A 19,047-nucleotide genomic window follows, 5' to 3' on the forward strand; every position below is an offset into this window, starting at 1 on the left:
TTCGTCGGCAGTGCGCATTCACGTTGCAGCAAGGCGTGCGCGGGCAAGAATCCTCCGGAATTCCTTGCTTAAATTTTCCCGCGCTTGGCGCGAAAAAAAGCCGTCAGCATCGGCCCGGCAAGCTCTGCCAACAGCCCGCCACGAACCTCCACGCGGTGATTGTGGCGCGCATCTTGCAACAGATCGAACACGCTCCCTGCAGCCCCGGTTTTGGGATCGGCTGCGGCATACACCACGCGTGCGATCCGCGCATGGACCATTGCCATCGCGCACATCGCGCACGGCTCCAACGTCACATACAGGGTGCAACCGACCAGGCGATGATTGCTGAGCGCACGCCCTGCCTGGCGCATCGCGATAATCTCGGCATGTGCGCTCGGATCGTGCTCGCGGATATTGCGGTTCCAACCTTCACCCAGCAACCTGCCAGCAGCATCAACGATGACCGCGCCAACCGGGATTTCGTTGTCTTCATCGCGCGCGCGCGCCGCGAGTGCCAACGCATGCTGCATCCATTGCAGATCCCGCGTGTGCTCTGCGGTGGGACTCACCGAATCGCGCATATCCGCTGGTGCATCCATGGACCACGAGAACCGCATGATTCAACGTTCTCCGGTATCGTTCTGCAATGTGCAAAAGTGGCGGAGAGAGTGGGATTCGAACCCACGGAAGGTATAACCCTTCGCCGGTTTTCAAGACCGGTGCCTTAAACCGCTCGGCCATCTCTCCGATTCAGTGCGCGCTATTGTCGCATGCCACACCCGGTTGGCACTACGCCGACATCTGCGCGAGTTGCTCAGGATTTTGGCGGGTGCGCTTTTTCTGGCATTCCGGGCTACTGCACTCCAACCGTGCGGCCTCCAGTAAGCGTGGCATTTTTTCTGCCAAAAAATCAATGAACACCCGCACTGCTGGCAACATGCCACGACGCGAAGCAAACACCGCATGCGCGATCCCTTGCGGCAGCCGCCATTGCGGTAACACCACTTCCAGTTCGCCGCGGCGTACCGCTTCGGCACACACTGTTTCCGGCAACAAGGTGATGCCCATGCCATCGCGCGCCATCGTCAACATCATTGGAAAATCAAAGCCAGTGATGCGCGGTTGCAACTCAATGCGCCGAACTTCGCCATCAGGGCCATGCAATTCCCAGCGCTGGCGCGCATCGTCCTCGCTGACGCTCAGGGTGACATGCTCGGCCAATTGCTCGGGCAACTGCGGCCGACCCGCGCGCTGCAAATAGTGCGGGCTAGCCACCAGCAACTCCTGGATTTGGCCAAAACTCCGCATCACCAGGCTGCCATCATCATCCAGCTTGCTGCGTACGCGGATCGCCACATCCACGCCCTCGTTGATCACATCCACGCGGCGATTGCTGACGGTCAACTGCATCCGCACCTTGGGATACAGCGCCAAGAACTCAGGCAGCAACTTCGGTAACTGTTGCTGCGCCATTGACACCGGCACACTGGCCCGTACGGTGCCACGCGGCTCGGCGCTGAGTTGATCCACCACCTCGCGTGCGGCCTGCGCCTCAGCCAGCATTGACTGTGCGTGCCGATACACGCTGGTGCCCACATCGGTCACCGCAAACCGTCGCGTCGAGCGCTGCAACAAGCGCACGCCCAACTCGGCCTCCAATGCGCTGATGCGACGACTCAAGCGTGACTTGGGGATACCCAGCGCGCGCTCGGCTGCGGCAAACCCGCCGTGATCGACCACCGCAGCAAAGTAATACAGGTCATTGAGATCCTGCATACAGACACTTCCATTATCAGAACGATACTTACAATTTGAGCACGAATGAACTCAAATTTGCAACGAAACATCTGCTATTTGACTGCAAATGCCCGCTGTAGCAGCTGCCCATCAAATCCGGTGGACGTCTCTTGGCCCACGGCGTAGCGGTACAACGCTGCCGAATAAATCCCGGAGAGCGCCGCGTGGATCAGTGCTGCCAGCAAGAAGGCGATCACCACCAACGCAACCACCAGTCCGATGACCACACCACTACCGCTCATTGCCGCACCCACAATTGCCAGCGCGCCCAACGTGGCCATCGCAACGAAAATCAGGCTGAACACCAAGCCCACGCCGCCCTGGCCAATCAGGTTCTCGCCCCAGGTCTTCTTCAGCAGCAACGCACTTTCCTTGATCGCATCAATCGGCCCCACATTGCGGCTGACCAGCACCGGCACCACCAGAAAGCTGGCGACCGTCCATGCCACCCCCAAGAACCCCACTGCAATACGCCCCAACCAGCCCGCACGTTCTTGCAGCGAACGCAGAATCAAACCCACCGTGGCAGCAACTGCCGCATACCCCAGAATCGACACCCATTTGCTGCCTGCAATACGCAACCCATCACCCAGCGTCGGATTACCGCCATCCAGCCGGATCAACGCAGCTCCCACCAGTGCCGAGTTGAAAAAGAAAATTACGAAGTACTGCACCAAGTAAAACAAAAACCCCAGCACATACATCGCCAGTGAAGCGCCACCGCCCCGCACCCCATCCAAAACCCCAAGCCCCAGCGCTGGCAACACGAATGCAGCAACCACCAGCAACGTGCAAATGGCCGACAGCAAGGGAAATACCAACAGCTCTTTGTCCTGGGCCAACACACCCGCACTGGCCTTGATCAGGCTCCAACTCCGTGACAGTCGCGCAAACATGCGGGGAAACCTCTTCATAGGTGTGATCGAGTGAGTGCGCATCCTACTGCAACCGCGTCGTATTGCTCATCCGGCGTGGCATCTGCAACTTTCTCAAACGGGGAAACCGTCGCCGTGTACCCCGGCCCACCATTCACCAAGCCGTTGATTCGTCCCGATGTTTCATTCAACTCTACCGCGTCAACCGCCACGCTGAGTGGGGCAGTCGCGCCAAAGATGCCAACCCCGGCGCATGGGTCAAGTACCTTGCCTCCCGAGAAACCCAGCTCGCCAAGCATCGCCCAAATGCCTTCGGCAATGGGCTTCGGGGTGTAGTACTCATACGCACTGCCGGTCTTGCCGTCCGCGCCTGTCAACGCGCCACCTAGGCCGGAATACTTCGCCAGTGCCGCCTTGTCTGCATCCGTCAACTGATCTGGCGCAAGTTCGCCCGCATCAATCTTGCGCAGTAGCGCCATCGCCTCCGCATTGTCTTTCTTGCGTTGCGCGTGTTTGCGGTTCGGGTCGAATTCGTAGAATTGGCTGGTGGCCTTGCGTGGCTCACGCACTTCCGGCGCGGATTCCTGCGCAACTGCCGGTGCCGCACGGCCAAGACCAAGCGCCAGACGCGCCTCATTGCGCGCCTTGAGCGCCTTTGCCTTCAACAGCGGGCTTGTTGCCGTCTTGTAGTCGGTGGCAGCCATCGCCAAGGCGCGTAGCCATTTCGCACGAGCAAGCGCGGACAGGCCAGCGCCTGCATCGTCAAGTGACATATCCACCACGGTAAGCGAAAGGTTGCTGCCATCCTGCAAATCAACTAAGATTTCCGTTGGCTGGCTTGAACTACAGAAAACCTGCTCCTGCGACGCCCGCCAAGGGCGAGGATGAAGGGAACTTCGGGGCAACCCGTTTTGCAGTCCTTCCAAGTCAGCCGAATCAAGCTCGCCACTGGCAAGATAGCCACTGATCGTTCCTTTTCATCCCTTGTATGCGTTTACCATCATGGTTAGCCCATGATCCTTATTCAACTCAAGGACGATTAAGGATGCCCCCTTGTCATCAAATGGGTAGATCAGAAATACGCTATCTACGCGCTTTGGGTTCTTGGCGAAGCGTGCTCTACCGCCGATGATGGCTTTCAGCTTCGGTGCGATTGCAACCAAGTGCTCATGGTGCATTTCGTCGGCATGCTTCAATGCCCGTCCTGTGACAAAAACCATTGAATCACCAGCAAAACCTGCCCGAAATTTCGCTAACTTTGCCACCGCATCTGACGGCAGCCGCCCAATTTCAAACAGCGCATCAGGCACCTGCTCGCCCTTTGGCTTGCCATAAACATTGGCGGCCAAATAAGCCGCCACATCTGAGAATGGAGCCGCTTGTACACTAGATGAATCGAGTAATGGCTTGATTGCTTGTGGTTGGCTGTTCAGCACGGCGGAAATTCTCCTAGAATGCGCGTCCATCATGGCGGACGCACACCCTAGACCTACCGCGTATTTTCCTACTGCGTCGCCTTGTCTAGCGCATCACTGACAATATCCATTGCTTGCGTCAGCAAGCTGGAAAGCTCCGTGTCATTCGCACTCTCCGCACGCTCTGCGATCTCGATCAAGGTGTCAAAATCAATGGATAGCGGGTCGGTTTGGCCGTCGATGATGTTGGACAAGAATGACATGTCGGCGGTACGTTGCGGTTCGTGGCCGCGCGTTCTTCACGGCGGACGGCGACAACTCAGGGACTCGTTTCGGCATGTCGTACCCCCAAAGATTTCCACTACCCCCAAACCATACCCCCAAACTTGGGGGTAGTGTAGGGGTACGGCGGGAAGTCACGGGATCAACATCGGCGCCAAGACAATAAAAAACCCCTGAAAATCAGGGGTTTAGTGGTCTTGCGGGATGTTGCGGGAAACTCAAATGGTGCCCAAGAGGGGACTCGAACCCCTACGACCTAAATCGCTACCACCTCAAGGTAGTGCGTCTACCAATTCCGCCACCTGGGCAATGCTGCGGCCGTTTGGCCGGTTACTGCAAGTTTAAAGCGTGTCGCCAAATGCGTCATTTAGCCGGTGCTGGTGCCGCCGGCTGCTCGGCCTTGGGGGCTGCGGTCGGCGCAGCAGGCGCTACCGTGGTAGTCGCTGCAGGCGTGGTCTGCGCAACCGGCGGTGCGACAACGGAAGCCGTCGGCGCACTCTGAGCAGGTGCCGTGGGGATGCTGGGAGCCGGCTTAGTTGCGGCTTGCTGCGCCATCACGCCCAGGTCCACCTTGGCTGGGCCGCGAACGGCCTGCTTGCTGGCATACATCGCCATACCCATGCTGGTGACAAAGAACACGATGGCCAACCACTTGGTGGACTTGCTTAGGAAGTTCGACGCGCCGCGCGCACCGAACACGGTGGAGGATGCGCCGCCACCAAAGCCGGAGCCGGCCTGCGCACCAGAGCCTTGTTGCAGCAGCACAAAAGCAATGATGCCAATGGCCACCAGCACATACAGAATATTGACAAGTTGCAACAGCATCGGGGTTGTCTCTGAAGTCGGTCAGGCCAGCGCAGTTGCGATGGCCAGGAAATCTGCGGCGACCAAGGAAGCGCCGCCAATCAACCCGCCATCCACGTCGGCCTGCGCAAACAGGCTGGCCGCGTTGTCGGGCTTCACGCTGCCACCATACAACAGCGGCAGTGAATCGGCGATTTTAGCATCCCTATCGGCCACTTGGCTACGGATGAAGGCATGCACCGCCTGCGCCTGCTCTGGGCTGGCGGTGCGGCCAGTGCCAATCGCCCACACCGGCTCGTAAGCCACTACCGCATCGGCAAATGCCGCCACGCCCACTAGGTCCAGTACCGGGCGCAATTGACTGGCAATCACCGCCTCGGTCTGCCCAGCTTCGCGCTCCTCCAGGCGTTCGCCCACGCACAGGATGGGGGTAATGCCAGCGGCCTGCGCGGCCCGGAATTTCTGCGCCACCAATTCGCTGTTTTCAGCATGGTATTGGCGGCGTTCGGAATGCCCCACCAAGGTATAGCGTGCGCCCACATCGGCCAGCATGGCGGCAGCCACTTCGCCGGTGTAGGCCCCCTTTGCATGCGCGCTGACATCCTGCGCCCCCACTGCGATGTCTGCACCTGCGCAGCGGGCCAGCACTTCCCCCAGATACGGATACGGAGGCAATACGATCAAGCCAACGCCGGCAGGCGCGCCTGCCTTGATGGCATCCACCAAGGCTGCGGCGAATTCACGGCTGCCCTGCAGCTTCCAGTTACCGGCAACGATCTTGCGGCGCATGCGCTACTCCATTCAATTTGTCAGCCAAGTTTAACAACCCACACGCATCGGCTCGTATAGTCGCGCCCATGAGACCCCAATTTCCACCCACGCCAATGTTGCGGATGCTGCCTTACCGCAAGCCCACCGAAGGCCGCGACTACTGGCTGTTCGATGATGTGCTGCCCAATGCCGATCGCGTGCGCGAGCGCTGTCTGGGCAAACAGGATTGGGCGCTGGGCTTCCCGCATACCGGCGAAAGCTGGCCGGGCCGGCGCGCGATTCCGGCGCTGGATGCCGAAGAACTTGCCCAGGTAGAAGCGCGTGTCATGCAGGCCACCGGCACGCGCAAGCTGTGGGTACAACCGACACCGGACGGCAAGACCCTCAACCACAATTGCGTGCAAGTGGTCGGCAAGCACGAGGCCGGCCCGCGCCCGCATACCGACTCACTCGCACTGTGCCGCTATGCCGGCGTGTTGTACTTGAACCCGGATGCGCCGCAGGAATGCGGCACCAGCTTTTATCGGCAACGCATGCCCAATGGCCAGCTGGGCGGCAATCTTGTCACCCGGCCGCATACCAATCTGGTGGAAGCCCTGGGCACCCGCTTCGTGCCGCCCAACTCCTTTGTGGAAGATGTGCGCATCCCCCACAAATTCAACCGCCTGTTGGTGTACAGCGCCGCCCTGATCCACACCGCCACCGCCTACTGCGGCAGTGTGCTGGCCGACGAACGCATGGCCGCGGTGTTTTTTTGGATGAGTTGATAAGGCGCTAAAACTTATCAGAATTCCAAGTAAGTTTTCCGTTCCCAGCTACAACAACCAGCTCAAAATTAATCAATTCAGCCACAATCGATTCGACTTGTGCCTGCCCTGCATCATCTCCGCTGAATTGCGCCTTGATGTGCTTTTTCAAAGCAGCAACAGATGACGGACGATTCCCCTCGCTTTTCTTTAGGCTCGTGCGCACCTTCATCCAGCGCTGTGCCATCGCCTTTGAATCTGCAAGGTACGCAGCAACTGGCGACTTTTGCACCAATTCAGATACCGGCACCTGTCCAACCTTTGATGCTGTTTTTTTTGTCGACACGGCAGGGGCAGCTACAGCCGGAGGGGCTGGCTCTACTATAAAACGCACATGCCTTGAGGCGTTAGGTGTTTTGGGTGGCGGTGATGAAGCTGCAGTTACGGACTTCAGCCCCACCGATTTTGCGCTTGAATTACCACCAGGAACCGGCACTTTTGCAATGCTTGCCACTTGCCCTACCGCAGCAGATTTTTTTTTGAATAATGGTATTTCCGCAATGCGCTCCAATCGCTTTGCATGAACACCCCCTGCCTGCAAGTGTGCCAGCAATGGATCATAGCCCTTGTCTTTTGAAATGATATAGAACAAACCCGCAGGATCCAGGGTAACCAGGCGGCCAACATAGTAGGCAATATGGAAGTCCAGCGCGTTAGCCCCCACGGCAGATGCCCTGACATATTTTGCGCGCTCTCCCATTTCCTGCATTGGAATGGCAATTTCAGAAAGCAGCTTGGCCTGCCGCGCTCCCACAAATACATATAAGCGCACATCTGTTCTATCGAGTAGCGCGATATCGGTTGGCTGCACATTCTCGTGATCAACCAATACGTAATTGATGCGCGGAATGTGCAATTCAGGCTCATTATTCGTGATCTGACTCACGCACGCCTACCTTGACAAGGTGATCACCAGCGCATCGAAATTTCCAGTCACTTCAGCTTGATCTCGCGCAAGCGTTCTTCCAGATAACCTTGTGCGGTGATCGGCTCGGGGTAGCGGCTGGGGTTGTCTGCACTGATGCACGACGGCAAAACGTCGATCAGGAAATCGGGGTTGGGGTGCAGGAAGAACGGCGTGGAATAGCGCGGCTGGCGCGCCTTGTCACCCGGCGGATTGACCACGCGGTGGGTGGTGGATGGATACACATGATTGGTCAGGCGTTGCAGCATGTCGCCGATGTTGACCACGATGGTGTCGGCGTCGGCGGTGAACGGCACCCACTCGCCCTTGCGCGACAGCACTTCCAGGCCTTCCGCGCTGGCACCCACCAGCAGGGTGATCAGGTTGATGTCCTCGTGCGCGCCGGCGCGGACATTGGGCACATCATCGGTGGTGATTGGCGGGTAGTGGATGGGGCGCAAAATTGAATTGCCGCTGTCGGTCTTGTCGGCAAAATAGTCCTCCGCCAGCCCGATGTGCAGCGCCAGCGCCGACAGCACTTGCGAGCCCAGTGCATCCAACGATTGATACAGCCCGTAGCCAACCTGCTTGAATTCGGGGATTTCCGAGGGCCACAGATTCTCCGGCATGTCGGCGGCATACTTGGAGTCACGCGGGATTTCGCGGCCGATGTGCCAGAACTCCTTGAGATCGAAATACTTCGAGCCTTTCGCGGTTTCCACGCCAAATGGCGTATAGCCACGCGCACCACCACCACCGGCAACGTGATAGTGCTTTTTCACATCGTCGGGCAGCGCGAAGAAGGCCTTGAAAGTGGCGTAGGCCGCGTCGATCTGCGCCTGCGGGAGGCCGTGATTGCGAATGCCGGCAAAGCCCCATTCGCGATAGGCCGCGCCGAGCTCGTCGATGAACGCCTGCCGATCTACGGGACTGGCCGGATGGGTGAAGCGACGAATGTCGAGGGTTGGAATCTGCGAGGTCATGGGAAAGTCTCTTCGATGATTGCCACACCCACTGGCGCGGGAATGACAGGTTAAATCGCCGCAGCGCGCACCGCATCTGCCAACGTGGTCAACGTGGCTTCCATCAGTACCGCATCGTCGGCCTCCACCGTGACGCGCACCACGGGCTCGGTTCCGGATGGGCGCAAGAAGGCGCGGCCACGCCCTTCCACCGCACGTTGTGCAGCTTGCAGCGCGGCTTTGACACTGTCCGCTTCGGCCGGTTTGCGGCCTGCTTCAAAACGCACGTTGATGGTTTTTTGCGGCACCCGCTGCAGACCCTGCAGTGCTTGCACCAAGCCGATGCCGCGCCGCTGCAACACTTCCAACACTTGCAGCGCACTGACGATACCGTCGCCGGTGCTGGCACGATCCAAACACAAAATATGCCCGGACGCTTCGCCGCCCAGCACGCCCTCATGCGTCAACAATTGCTGATGCACGTAGCGGTCACCCACCTTGGCACGTACAAAACCAATCCCACGTGCGGCCAGCGCCTGCTCCAATCCGTAATTGGTCATCAAGGTGCCCACGACTGGGCCGTGCAAACGCCCGCTGTCTTGCCAATCACAGGCCAGCACGTATAGCAGATCATCGCCATCGCACACACGACCTTCAGCATCGACAAACAACACCCGATCGCCATCACCATCAAACGCAATGCCGAGGTCAGCGGTGGTTTCACGCACCCGCGCCACCAGTGCTTCGGGATGCGTAGAACCCACGCCATCATTGATATTCACGCCATTGGGTTCCACCCCAATTGCATCCACCCGCGCATCCAGCTCACGCAGCACCAGCGGCGCCAATTGGTAGGTTGCGCCGTGGCCGCAGTCCACCACGATGCGCATGCCACCCAAATGAAAGCCTTTGGGGACAGAGTTTTTGCATGCCTCCACGTAACGACCGATGGTGTCGCGGGTGCGTACCGCCTTGCCTAACTGCTCCGAAGGCACGGTGGAAAATGGTTTTTCGAGTGCGGCTTCGATTGCCAACTCAGTGGCATCATCGAGCTTTTCGCCTTGTGCTGAGAAAAATTTGATGCCGTTATCGTGATGCGGGTTGTGTGACGCAGAAATCACGATGCCGCCATCGGCGCGCATCGAATGGGTCAGATGCGCCACCGCCGGGGTCGGCATGGGCCCCATCAGTTGCACATCCACACCGGCGGCCACCAGGCCCGCTTCCAACGCAGCTTCGAACATGTAATTGGAAATGCGGGTGTCCTTGCCGATCACCACGAGGGGTTTGCGCCACTCCTGCCCGGCGCGGGCGGCGGCGGTCAATGCGTGGCCATAGGCATTGCCCAAGCGCAGCACGAAATCGGCCGAGATCGGGCCTTCGCCGACACGGCCGCGGATACCGTCGGTACCAAAATATTTGCGTGCGCTCACGCGACCTCCGTACTTTCCGCAGGTGCCGGCTGACGCATCAGCATCGCCAGGATGTGGGCCAAGCGCGCACGCATTTCACGACGATCCACGATCTGGTCGACGGTGCCGTGCTGGAGCAAAAACTCACTACGCTGGAAGCCTTCCGGCAATTTCTCGCGCACGGTTTGTTCAATCACGCGCTGCCCGGCGAACCCAATCAGTGCGCCCGGTTCGGCCAAATTCAAATCGCCCAACATCGCAAAACTGGCCGACACGCCGCCAGTGGTGGGATGGGTGAGCACCGAGATATACGGCAGGCCCGCCGCACGCAGGCGGCCCAGCGCGGCGGAGGTCTTGGCCATCTGCATCAGCGAGAACAAGCTCTCCTGCATGCGCGCGCCGCCACTGGCGGAAAAATTCACGAACGGGCAACGCAGCACCAGTGCACGCTCGGCGGCAAGGGTAAAACGTTCACCCACCACTGACCCCATTGACCCACCCATGAATGCAAAATCAAACGAGGCGGCCACAAGGTCACGCCCCATCAACTTGCCTTCCATGGCGATCAGCGCATCACGCTCACCGGTGGATTTTTGTGCCGCCTTGATGCGGTCGACGTATTTTTTTTGGTCCTTGAACTTGAGCACATCGGTAGGGCCCAAGCTGGCACCTATTTCACGCCCAACGCCGTCATCCAACAGTGCCGCAAGGCGGGCGCGTGCTCGAATCGGCATATGAAAACTGCACTTGGGGCACACCTCAAGATTGGCTTCCAGTTCGGGGCGATACAACGCCGCACCACAATGCTCGCACTTTTCCCACAAGCCTTCGGGAACGCTGCGTTTGCGCTCACTGCCTGCCTCGGTGCGGATGCCGGCACCCGGCATGATTTTTTTTAGCCAGCTCATTTGAATTCAATCACCGCAGTTGCGTTGTGTACCCGATAGCCATGCCATTGCCAAAGGGTGCGTCAAACGAAAGATGTTGCAGTCTAGCTCAGGCCGAAACAGCCAAGCCGTTCAGTGCATCACGCAGCGGCTGCAAGAATGCCGCTGCACTGTTGGCGACATCAGCGGCCTGCGTGCACGACTCCATCACAGAAACCAAGGCGCTGCCGACCACTACGCCATCGGCGTGGGCTGCCATTGCCGCGGCGCTGGCGGCATCACGAATCCCAAATCCGGCAAATACCGGCACTTGTGCCATCGCCTGTACCTGCGACAAATGGCGCGCCGCCTCAACCACATCCAAGTGCGCTGCGCCCGTCACGCCGGCATAGCTGACGTAATACAAATACCCTTCCGCCTGCTGGCAAAGCCGCTCCAACCGCGCTTGCGGTGTGGTGGGTGAGGCTAACGAAATCAGCGCCAGCCCATTGTGCGCAAATGCTGCGCGGTAGGCATCGGCTTCCTCGGGCGGCAAGTCCACCAGCAACATGCCATCCACACCTGCACGCGCTGCGTCCTTGGCGAAGGCAGCAGCGCCGCGAATCTCGACCGGATTCAGGTAACCCATTAGCACCACGGGTGTAGCGGAGTTGGTGATGCGAAATTCGCATACGCAATCCAGTACGTACGCCAGCCCGGCCCCGCGAGCCAACGCACGCTCGGAGCTGCGCTGGATCACCGGGCCATCCGCCATGGGGTCGGAAAACGGCACGCCCAATTCGATCACGTCCGCACCCGCTTGTACCAGTGCGTGCATGACCGGCACCGTCGCCGCAAGTGAAGGATCACCTGCGGTAATGAACGGCACCAGTGCTTTGCGGCCTGTGTTGCGCAGGCCGCTCAACCGTTGTTGCAAACGGGTCATTCGTTCGCTGCAGCCACTTCGCCAGCCGACTTCAGGCGGCCAATCTGCACGCCAGCGGCCTTGTATTCATCGGCCAACTCGGAATCACCGACATCAATACCACGCTCTTCGCCCATGCCATCCAGATGCTCATTGAGCATGCGGCGGTACATGGTGCTCATGTAGTCGAGGAACGCAGCGCGCTCTTCGGCAGCCGCGATCGGCTTGACGTTATTCAAGAATACGTGGGCATTGAAACGGGCGCTGGCAAACAGGGCCGCCAGGCTGATGTTCTTGTCGCCATACTGCTGCGACTGTTTGTTGGTCAGTTCCAGGTATTCATTGACGCAATCAAAAAACTGCGGCGGGAACTGGGTGCCGCCTTGGTTGGCATCCTGCGCTTGTTGTACTTGCTCGTCGGCCATGGCCAGACTCCTGCTGTTAAGGGTGAAATTGACCGCGTATTGTCGCCGAAAGCGGCGCGCAGTCCAAATGGCGATCTCCGGCACGCTTTACAGAACGATGCCTTCGCGTGCGGCAATCGTGTGCACATCCTTGTCGCCACGGCCAGACAGGTTGCACAGCACTATCGCGTCTTTTCGCATGTCCGCAGCCAGTTTGATCGCTTGCGCCACTGCATGACTGGACTCCAGCGCCGGCAGAATGCCTTCGGTGCGGGTCAGCCGGTGGAAGGCGGCCAGCGCCTCGGCATCGGTGACGCCCACGTACTCGGCGCGCCCCATGTCCTTCAGGAAGGCGTGTTCGGGGCCGACACCGGGGTAATCCAATCCGGCGGAAATCGAATGGGTTTCGGTGATCTGGCCATCGTCATCGCAAATCACGTAGGTACGGTTGCCGTGCAATACCCCCACCCGACCCGCGGATAACGATGCGGCATGGCGGCCGGTTTGGATGCCATCACCCGCCGCTTCCGCCCCCACGATGCGCACCATGGGGTCATTCAGGAACGCATGGAAAATGCCGATGGCATTGCTGCCGCCCCCCACGCAGGCGGTGATGGCATCCGGCAGGCGGCCGTATTCGGCCAGCATCTGCTGGCGGGCTTCACGCCCCACCACGGAATTGAAATCACGCACCATGCGCGGGTACGGGTCGGGGCCGGCCACGGTGCCGATGATGTAGAAGGTGTCCTGCACATTCGTCACCCAATCGCGCATGGCTTCGTTCAGCGCGTCTTTCAGGGTGGCACTGCCACTGGTGACCGGCACCACGGTGGCCCCCAGCAACTGCATGCGATGGACATTGCTTTTTTGCCGCTCGATATCGGTGGCGCCCATGTAGACCACGCATTCCAGACCCAAGCGTGTGGCCACGGTGGCGCTGGCCACGCCGTGCTGGCCGGCGCCGGTCTCGGCGATGATCCGGGTCTTGCCCATGCGCGATGCCAACAGCGCTTGGCCGATGGTGTTGTTGATCTTGTGTGCGCCGGTGTGGTTCAGGTCTTCGCGCTTGAACAAGATGCGCGCACCGCCGACTTCACGGCTGAGCCGCTCGGCGTGGTAGATCGGGCTGGGCCGGCCAACGTAATGGGTAAGATCTTTGTAAAACGCGGCGATGAAGCTGGGATCTACCCGCGCGGCGTCATACGCGGCAGCCAGCTCTTGCAGCGGGCCAATCAAGGTTTCCGCGACAAAACGGCCGCCATGGCGACCAAAATGCCCATTGGCATCGGGGTAGGCATGAAAGTCGATGGCCGCGCTGGCATCGGCGGTTGGATGGGGCGTAGTCACGCGAAAGTCTCCGGAAATACCTGTGCGCCTGTGGCGAATGTCGCCTGCGCGAATAATGCTGGAAGTCGAAAGCCGGTTCCGTTGGCAACAGGAAACTGGTGGACTTATCTCACTGCTGCCGCAGGCACGCGCCGCCAACGCCGCAAAGAGCGTCCAAACGGGGCAGCAGGTCGAAACGATGAATTCATGAGTGTGTATAGCCTAACCGATCGCCGCCTGATGTGCGGCATCCTCGGCGCGCACTGCCGCCACAAACCGGCGCATCGCGGCAGCATCCTTTTGCCCCGGCGCGACTTCAATACCACTGGCAATATCCACCCCCCACGGCTGCGCCGTGCGCAATGCCTGCGCCACATTGCAGGCGTTCAGACCCCCCGCCAACAAAATGGGGGTCTGTTGATCACGTGGCAACCTTGACCAGTCAAAGCGCTTGCCACTACCGCCCTGCTCGCCTGCACCATGACCATCCAGCACAAAGCCTGACGCACCGGGAAACGCCGCCATGGCGGGCAGCGGATCGGCCGTATCGCCCATCGCGATTGCCTTGAAATACGGCAGCCCGAAGCTGGCGCAAAACTCCGCCTCCTCGTCGCCATGGAATTGCAGCAAATCCGGTTGCGTGCGGGCGATTATGGCGTCGATATCGTGGCGTGCGTTGTTCATCAACAAGGCCACCACCCGCGTACTTGGCGGCACCAATACACGCAGGTCGGCAGCCTGCGTCAGCGCCAGCTTGCGTGGACTGCGTGTGGCAAAAATCAGGCCAATGAAATCCACCTGCAAAGCCACCGCCAACTGCACATCCTCGCTACGCGTCATGCCGCATAACTTGATGCGCGTCGCCCTATCTGTCACAGCGTAACCTCGGCTGGCAGCCGGCATTCGACGGGGTATTTCGGCCCAAGAAACAACAGCCCCGCGGATGGCGCGGTGGGACCGGCCACGGTGCGATTGCGGCCCGCCAACAATTGTGCGATCCACTCCGGCGCACGCTCGCCGCGCCCAACTACCAACAGTGATCCCACGAAATTGCGCACCATGTGGTGCAAGAACGCGTTGGCTTGCACGTCCACCACCACTTCATCACCACTACGCTGCACCTGGATGGTGTGCACATTGCGGCGTGCATGACTGGCTTGGCATTGCGCGCTACGGAACGCGGAAAAATCCTGTTCACCCAGCAATGCCTGCGCCGCCGCATGCATGGCTGCTGCATCCAGCGGCATGCGTTCCCAGCTCAAATACTGGCGCTGCAAGCCGGGCCGCACCGCCCGGTTGAGAATGCGATAGCGATAACTGCGCGCGCACGCCGAAAAACGCGCGCTGAAATCGTCGGCCACCGGTACACACCAACGCACCGCCATCGTCGGTGGCAGGTTGGTGGTAGCGCCCAAAACCCAGCCACGACTATCCCGCAACGCTTCGGTATCAAAATGCACCACTTGGCATTGCCCGTGCACACCTGCATCGGTGCGGCCTGCGCACACGGTATCAATCGGCGCACCAGCGACCCGCGACAGCGCGATCTCCAGCGCTGTTTGCAGGCTGCCATCGGGCACCAGGGTGCCGGCAGCAGTCAGCCGCTGCCAGCCAGAAAAGCCGCTGCCGTCGTATTCGATACCAAGAGCAAGGCGCATTGCGTTTGTGGCAACCCTCAGCCCATCAACTTGCTCAGCATGCGGCCCGCTTTCTCGCTGGCAGCATCATCCTCGTCGTTCAACAACTCGGCTAGGATCTGCTGCGCCGAAGTTTTATCGCCCATATCGAGGAACGCGTCCACTAGCTTGAAGCGCTGCTCGATGCTGGCATGTGCTGGCGCTGCTTCAGTTGTCGCTGCGGCTGGCGCAGCGACCGGATTGGATTGCACAGCGGCTTGAGCGTCCGCTGCAGGTGCGGCAGGCTCCGGCTCGGGCTCGGCCTTGACCCAGCCCGAATGCCACGCGGGTGTGTCGGTGCGTGCCGGCGGCGGCGCTGTACTCCCAACTTCAGCCGCTTGCACAGCGTCGCCGGCGATCGGCTTGAAGATGGGCTCTGCCGCAGTCTCCGCCGTGTCCTCAGGTGTCGTCATTGCCACCATGCTGGCCGCCAGCGCTTCGCTGTCAAACACACTGCGGCGCACCGGAGTGGCAGCAGGCTTGCGGCGGCCTGCCAATAGCCAAGCCAACAGCGCCAGTGCAGCAAAACCGACCCCGCCCCAGACATAGGGCATTGCCTTGTGCTTGGGCGCATCAGGTGCAGGCGCGGGTTGTTGGCTCGTGGTGGTTGCGGCTACTGGCGCTGCGGTTTGCGGCTTGGCCGGTGTTTGTGCCTGCGCTTGTGCCTGCGCTTGTGCTTGGGCTTGTGCCTGGTTGGCTTGTGCCAGGTGCGCCTGTGCAGTGGCCAATTCCGTGTCTTTCAGCGCGATGAGCTTTTGCTGCTCGTCCTTGAGTTTTTCGAGCGAAGCCACGCGCTCTTTCAACTCGCCAATTTCGGCCGTTTTTGCGGCGATATCTTCGTCACGCTGACGCAATTCTTGTTGCAACATGCTGCCCTTCCCGCCGGCGTCGGTGCCGGACTTCATACCTGTGGCCTTGCCCGGCCCCGTGGGTGGCACGATTTGCAACCGCGCTTCGTTTCGACGCTGTAGTTTGGCCTGCGCGTGTTCTGGCGCAGGTGGATTGGCCGCCGTTGCGGGTTTGCTGGACGCAGCGGGTTTGCGCGAGACGGTTGCAACGTTCTTGGTAACAGACGTGTGCGCCGGCGCTTGCTTGGGTTCGGTGGCATCTGCTGTAGCGGCACTATCAGCAGGCTTACGGGTGGGCTCCGCCTGCGTGGCAACGGTCTCCTCTGACAGCCGCACCGCATGACGTGCCTGCTGCCACTGCTGCATCTGCTGGCGTACCACCTGAGTGGCCTCGTCGGCATCGATCTTGGCGACATCGTCATGCCCGGGGACACGCAAAATCGCCCCGCTGCGCAGGCGATTCACGTCATCACCCAGGAATGCCTCTGGGTTTGCGCGCAACAGCGCCAACATCGACTGGTCAAGGCTAAATGCAGATCGCAAACCAACCGCACCAACAATTTTCGACAGGGTTTCACCGCGCTTGACCGGGCCATACTGCGCCTCTGTCGGCGCACTGGCTGCTGCCACTGGTGCTGCTGGTGGAGGCACCGGTGTTGGCGGTACAGGTATCGATGCTGGAACTGGTGCGATGTTTGCGGTTGGCGCAGGCAAGGGCTCTGGCGGGGACGCAGCAGGAACAGGTTGGGCGGGTGCCGTGCTTGCCTGGGTTGCAGCAGCAACTGGCGCAGGGGCCGCCGCTGGGGCAAGCGGGGCCGGCAACGCAGGTTGCGGGCGTTGCACCAAATTCGCCGCCGGGGCCTGCGGCAACTGCACTGACGGCTGCACTCCGGCAGCAGCGGTGTCGGGGGTATCTACCAAAGCCGAATATTCGCGCACCAGCCGGCCGGTGCCCCAATCGACTTCAACCAGGAAATTGAGCGCGCCTTGATCCACCGGCTTGAGCGTGGTGACGCGAATCACCGGGCGCCCCTTGCTATCGCTGCCTAAGCTGAACTGCAAATCTGCAGCCGCCCCGCTGGGAGGCGACAGCCCGATACGGCGAAACGTCTCCGGAGAGGCCAGCCGTGCTTGCAGCGCAGCCAGCTCGCCTGGGGTGGTGGAGATGATGGGAATTTCTGCTACTAACGGTTGATTACGCTTGCTCTTGACCTGAATTTGGCCCAGCCCAAGTGCCCAGCTATTTCCCGCCGCCAGTAACAACGCGGTCATCACCGCTGTGCGCAATGCTCGATTCACACGCTCTCCATCCCCGCTAGTAGGCGTTGCGACTCTAGCCCCCAGTGGCCTTCGGCGGCAAGCCTTCTGCCACTAATAGTTCGGCAATCTGCACCGCATTGAGCGCCGCACCCTTGCGTATGTTGTCGGCCACCACCCACAAATTGAGCCCGCGCGGGTGCGAAAAATCCTCACGGATGCGGCCCACAAACACCGGATCCTTGCCGGAGGCATGGGTGACGGGGGTTGGGTAGCCGCCGGCCTTGTGCTCATCCACCACTTCCACCCCTGCCGCCTTGTCCAGCAGCGCACGCGCCTGCTCGACCGTGATTTTGTGCTTGGTTTCGATATTGACCGCTTCGGAATGCCCGAAGAACACCGGCACGCGCACCGCGGTGGGGTTCACCTGGATCGTGCTGTCCCCCAGGATTTTCTGGGTTTCCCATACCAGCTTCATTTCTTCCTTGGTGTAGCCATTGGGCTGGAATTCGTCGATATGCGGAATCAGATTGAAGGCGATCTGCACCGGAAACTTTTTCGGTTCGATGTCCTGAAAACTGAGGAGCTCGGCGGTTTGCCTGCCCAACTCTTCCATCGCGCTGCGGCCGCCGCCGGACACCGACTGATAGGTCGCCACATTGACGCGCTCGATGCCGTATTCGCGATGGATCGGTGCCAGCACCGGCATCAGTTGCATAGTGGAGCAATTGGGATTGGCAATAATGCCGCGCGGGCGGTTTTTTGCTGCGTCAGGATTGACTTCACTCACCACCAGCGGCACATCATCGTCGTAGCGGAAGGTGGAAGAATTGTCGATCACCACCGCGCCGGCTGCGGCGAATTTCGGTGCGTATTCCTTGCTGGTCGCGCCACCAGCCGAGAACAGTGCGATATCGACACTGGACGGGTCGAAGTTGGCCAAGTCCTGCACCAGTACCTCGTCATCACCAAAATCGATATGGCTGCCGGCAGAACGTTCGCTGGCCAATGCCACCAATTCGCTGATCGGGAACTTGCGTTCGGCCAGGATCGACAACATGACCTCACCCACGGCGCCAGTGGCACCCACCACCGCGACCTTGTACTTGTTGCTCATGACTATTTGCCTTTGAAATTTTGAATGCGGCGCAGCCTGCGCCGACAGAAGGAAACCAAGCTCGTGTGCGGTATTGCCTGCGGCGCGTCGCTGCCCGTGGGGGGCTAAGCCGGCGGCGCGCCGCTATCGTTTCGCGCCGGTAATGTTGATGTTGCCGGCAATGCGCGGGGACATCTCACCCACGTCGCCACACTGCGCACGATGACGCAACGCTTGATCCATCAGCACCAGCGCCAGCATCGCCTCGCAAATAGGGGTTGCGCGGATGCCGACGCAGGGGTCGTGGCGGCCGGTGGTGACCACATCCACCACGTTGCCGTCCACGTCCAGCCCTTGCACCGGCAGCCGCAAGCTGGACGTGGGTTTGAAGGCCACCGATACCGAAATCTGTTGCCCGGTGGAAATACCGCCGAGGATGCCGCCGGCATGGTTGCTCAGGAAGCCATCCGGCGTCATCACATCGCGGTGCACGCTGCCCAATTGCGCCACCGAAGCAAAACCATCGCCGATCTCCACGCCCTTGACCGCGTTGATCGACATCATCGCCGCTGCCAGCTCACCGTCCAACTTGCCGTAGATCGGCTCGCCCCAGCCAGGCGGCACGCCATCGGCCACCGC

The 19,047-nt window shown here is 60.3% G+C and carries 20 protein-coding genes, 2 tRNA genes and 1 pseudogene; 1 reads left to right on the forward strand and 22 read right to left on the reverse strand.

Annotated features, from left to right (window positions below; genetic code table 11):
- Window positions 1–68: 68 nt before the first annotated feature.
- The 10 genes and pseudogenes from tadA to tpiA form a co-directional block, all read right to left on the reverse strand.
- Window positions 69–563, reverse strand: a complete 495-nt coding sequence (tadA, locus tag QWB57_RS04515; protein WP_223628776.1) for a tRNA adenosine(34) deaminase TadA — start codon at window positions 561–563, stop codon at window positions 69–71.
- A gap of 76 nt (window positions 564–639) precedes the next feature.
- Window positions 640–729 (reverse strand) — tRNA-Ser (locus tag QWB57_RS04520).
- A gap of 111 nt (window positions 730–840) precedes the next feature.
- A pseudogene (locus QWB57_RS04525) lies at window positions 841–1,758 on the reverse strand (LysR family transcriptional regulator); the annotation flags it as partial.
- A 74-nt stretch (window positions 1,759–1,832) separates the two neighbouring features.
- On the reverse strand, window positions 1,833–2,675 hold the full coding sequence (locus tag QWB57_RS04530) for a DUF6159 family protein (RefSeq protein ID WP_223628447.1): 843 nt from the start codon (window positions 2,673–2,675) through the stop codon (window positions 1,833–1,835).
- 14 nt (window positions 2,676–2,689) lie between these two features.
- Window positions 2,690–3,580: a hypothetical protein gene (locus QWB57_RS04535; protein WP_288968514.1), complete on the reverse strand. Its 891-nt coding sequence runs from the start codon at window positions 3,578–3,580 to the stop codon at window positions 2,690–2,692.
- Window positions 3,581–3,631: 51 nt separating this feature from the next.
- On the reverse strand, window positions 3,632–4,090 hold the full coding sequence (locus tag QWB57_RS04540) for a hypothetical protein (protein ID WP_223628441.1): 459 nt from the start codon (window positions 4,088–4,090) through the stop codon (window positions 3,632–3,634).
- A 68-nt stretch (window positions 4,091–4,158) separates the two neighbouring features.
- Window positions 4,159–4,332: a hypothetical protein gene (locus QWB57_RS04545; protein ID WP_223628439.1), complete on the reverse strand. Its 174-nt coding sequence runs from the start codon at window positions 4,330–4,332 to the stop codon at window positions 4,159–4,161.
- 242 nt (window positions 4,333–4,574) lie between these two features.
- Window positions 4,575–4,659 (reverse strand) — tRNA-Leu (locus QWB57_RS04550).
- 55 nt (window positions 4,660–4,714) lie between these two features.
- Window positions 4,715–5,176 carry a preprotein translocase subunit SecG gene (gene secG, locus QWB57_RS04555; RefSeq protein ID WP_288968515.1) on the reverse strand — a complete coding sequence of 154 codons (462 nt, stop codon included), beginning with the start codon at window positions 5,174–5,176 and terminating at the stop codon, window positions 4,715–4,717.
- Between the two features lie 21 nt (window positions 5,177–5,197).
- Window positions 5,198–5,944, reverse strand: a complete 747-nt coding sequence (gene tpiA, locus QWB57_RS04560) for a triose-phosphate isomerase (protein WP_288968516.1) — start codon at window positions 5,942–5,944, stop codon at window positions 5,198–5,200.
- Window positions 5,945–6,012: 68 nt separating this feature from the next.
- Here tpiA and QWB57_RS04565 point away from each other — a divergent pair, with 68 nt between their 5' ends.
- On the forward strand, window positions 6,013–6,693 hold the full coding sequence (locus tag QWB57_RS04565; protein WP_288968517.1) for a DUF6445 family protein: 681 nt from the start codon (window positions 6,013–6,015) through the stop codon (window positions 6,691–6,693).
- A gap of 7 nt (window positions 6,694–6,700) precedes the next feature.
- Here QWB57_RS04565 and QWB57_RS04570 read toward each other — a convergent pair whose 3' ends face one another.
- The 12 genes from QWB57_RS04570 to QWB57_RS04625 all read right to left on the reverse strand — a co-directional run.
- Entirely contained in the window at window positions 6,701–7,618 is a 918-nt protein-coding gene (locus tag QWB57_RS04570; protein WP_288968519.1) for a PIN domain-containing protein, read from the reverse strand.
- A gap of 47 nt (window positions 7,619–7,665) precedes the next feature.
- Complete coding sequence (locus QWB57_RS04575) at window positions 7,666–8,619, reverse strand: 2-oxoglutarate and iron-dependent oxygenase domain-containing protein (protein ID WP_223628428.1); 954 nt, start codon at window positions 8,617–8,619, stop codon at window positions 7,666–7,668.
- A 50-nt stretch (window positions 8,620–8,669) separates the two neighbouring features.
- Complete coding sequence (gene glmM / locus QWB57_RS04580; RefSeq protein ID WP_288968521.1) at window positions 8,670–10,031, reverse strand: phosphoglucosamine mutase; 1,362 nt, start codon at window positions 10,029–10,031, stop codon at window positions 8,670–8,672.
- Window positions 10,028–10,918 (reverse strand): acetyl-CoA carboxylase, carboxyltransferase subunit beta, encoded by an 891-nt coding sequence (accD, locus tag QWB57_RS04585; protein ID WP_223628423.1) that lies wholly within the window; start codon window positions 10,916–10,918, stop codon window positions 10,028–10,030. Before accD ends, glmM begins: the two co-directional genes overlap by 4 nt.
- An 88-nt stretch (window positions 10,919–11,006) precedes the next feature.
- Window positions 11,007–11,822 (reverse strand): tryptophan synthase subunit alpha, encoded by an 816-nt coding sequence (trpA, locus tag QWB57_RS04590; protein ID WP_223628420.1) that lies wholly within the window; start codon window positions 11,820–11,822, stop codon window positions 11,007–11,009.
- Entirely contained in the window at window positions 11,819–12,226 is a 408-nt protein-coding gene (locus QWB57_RS04595; RefSeq protein WP_223628418.1) for a DUF3144 domain-containing protein, read from the reverse strand. The genes trpA and QWB57_RS04595 overlap by 4 nt, the downstream gene beginning before the upstream one ends.
- An 87-nt stretch (window positions 12,227–12,313) precedes the next feature.
- Window positions 12,314–13,513 (reverse strand): tryptophan synthase subunit beta, encoded by a 1,200-nt coding sequence (trpB, locus tag QWB57_RS04600; protein ID WP_223628774.1) that lies wholly within the window; start codon window positions 13,511–13,513, stop codon window positions 12,314–12,316.
- Between the two features lie 240 nt (window positions 13,514–13,753).
- Window positions 13,754–14,371 (reverse strand): phosphoribosylanthranilate isomerase, encoded by a 618-nt coding sequence (locus QWB57_RS04605; RefSeq protein ID WP_263296720.1) that lies wholly within the window; start codon window positions 14,369–14,371, stop codon window positions 13,754–13,756.
- A 32-nt stretch (window positions 14,372–14,403) separates the two neighbouring features.
- On the reverse strand, window positions 14,404–15,189 hold the full coding sequence (truA, locus tag QWB57_RS04610) for a tRNA pseudouridine(38-40) synthase TruA (RefSeq protein ID WP_223628412.1): 786 nt from the start codon (window positions 15,187–15,189) through the stop codon (window positions 14,404–14,406).
- 17 nt (window positions 15,190–15,206) lie between these two features.
- A complete protein-coding gene (locus QWB57_RS04615) occupies window positions 15,207–17,354 on the reverse strand; it encodes a FimV/HubP family polar landmark protein (protein WP_288968525.1) in 2,148 nt (715 codons plus the stop codon).
- A gap of 34 nt (window positions 17,355–17,388) precedes the next feature.
- Window positions 17,389–18,429, reverse strand: coding sequence for an aspartate-semialdehyde dehydrogenase (locus QWB57_RS04620; protein WP_288968527.1), 1,041 nt, complete (start codon window positions 18,427–18,429; stop codon window positions 17,389–17,391).
- Between the two features lie 123 nt (window positions 18,430–18,552).
- The coding region (locus QWB57_RS04625) for a chorismate synthase (protein ID WP_288968528.1) at window positions 18,553–19,047 on the reverse strand (495 nt) is incomplete at its 5' end.

The sequence above is a fragment of the uncultured Thermomonas sp. genome, from assembly GCF_937872235.1.
Taxonomy (GTDB): Bacteria; Pseudomonadota; Gammaproteobacteria; order Xanthomonadales; family Xanthomonadaceae; genus Thermomonas; species Thermomonas beijingensis.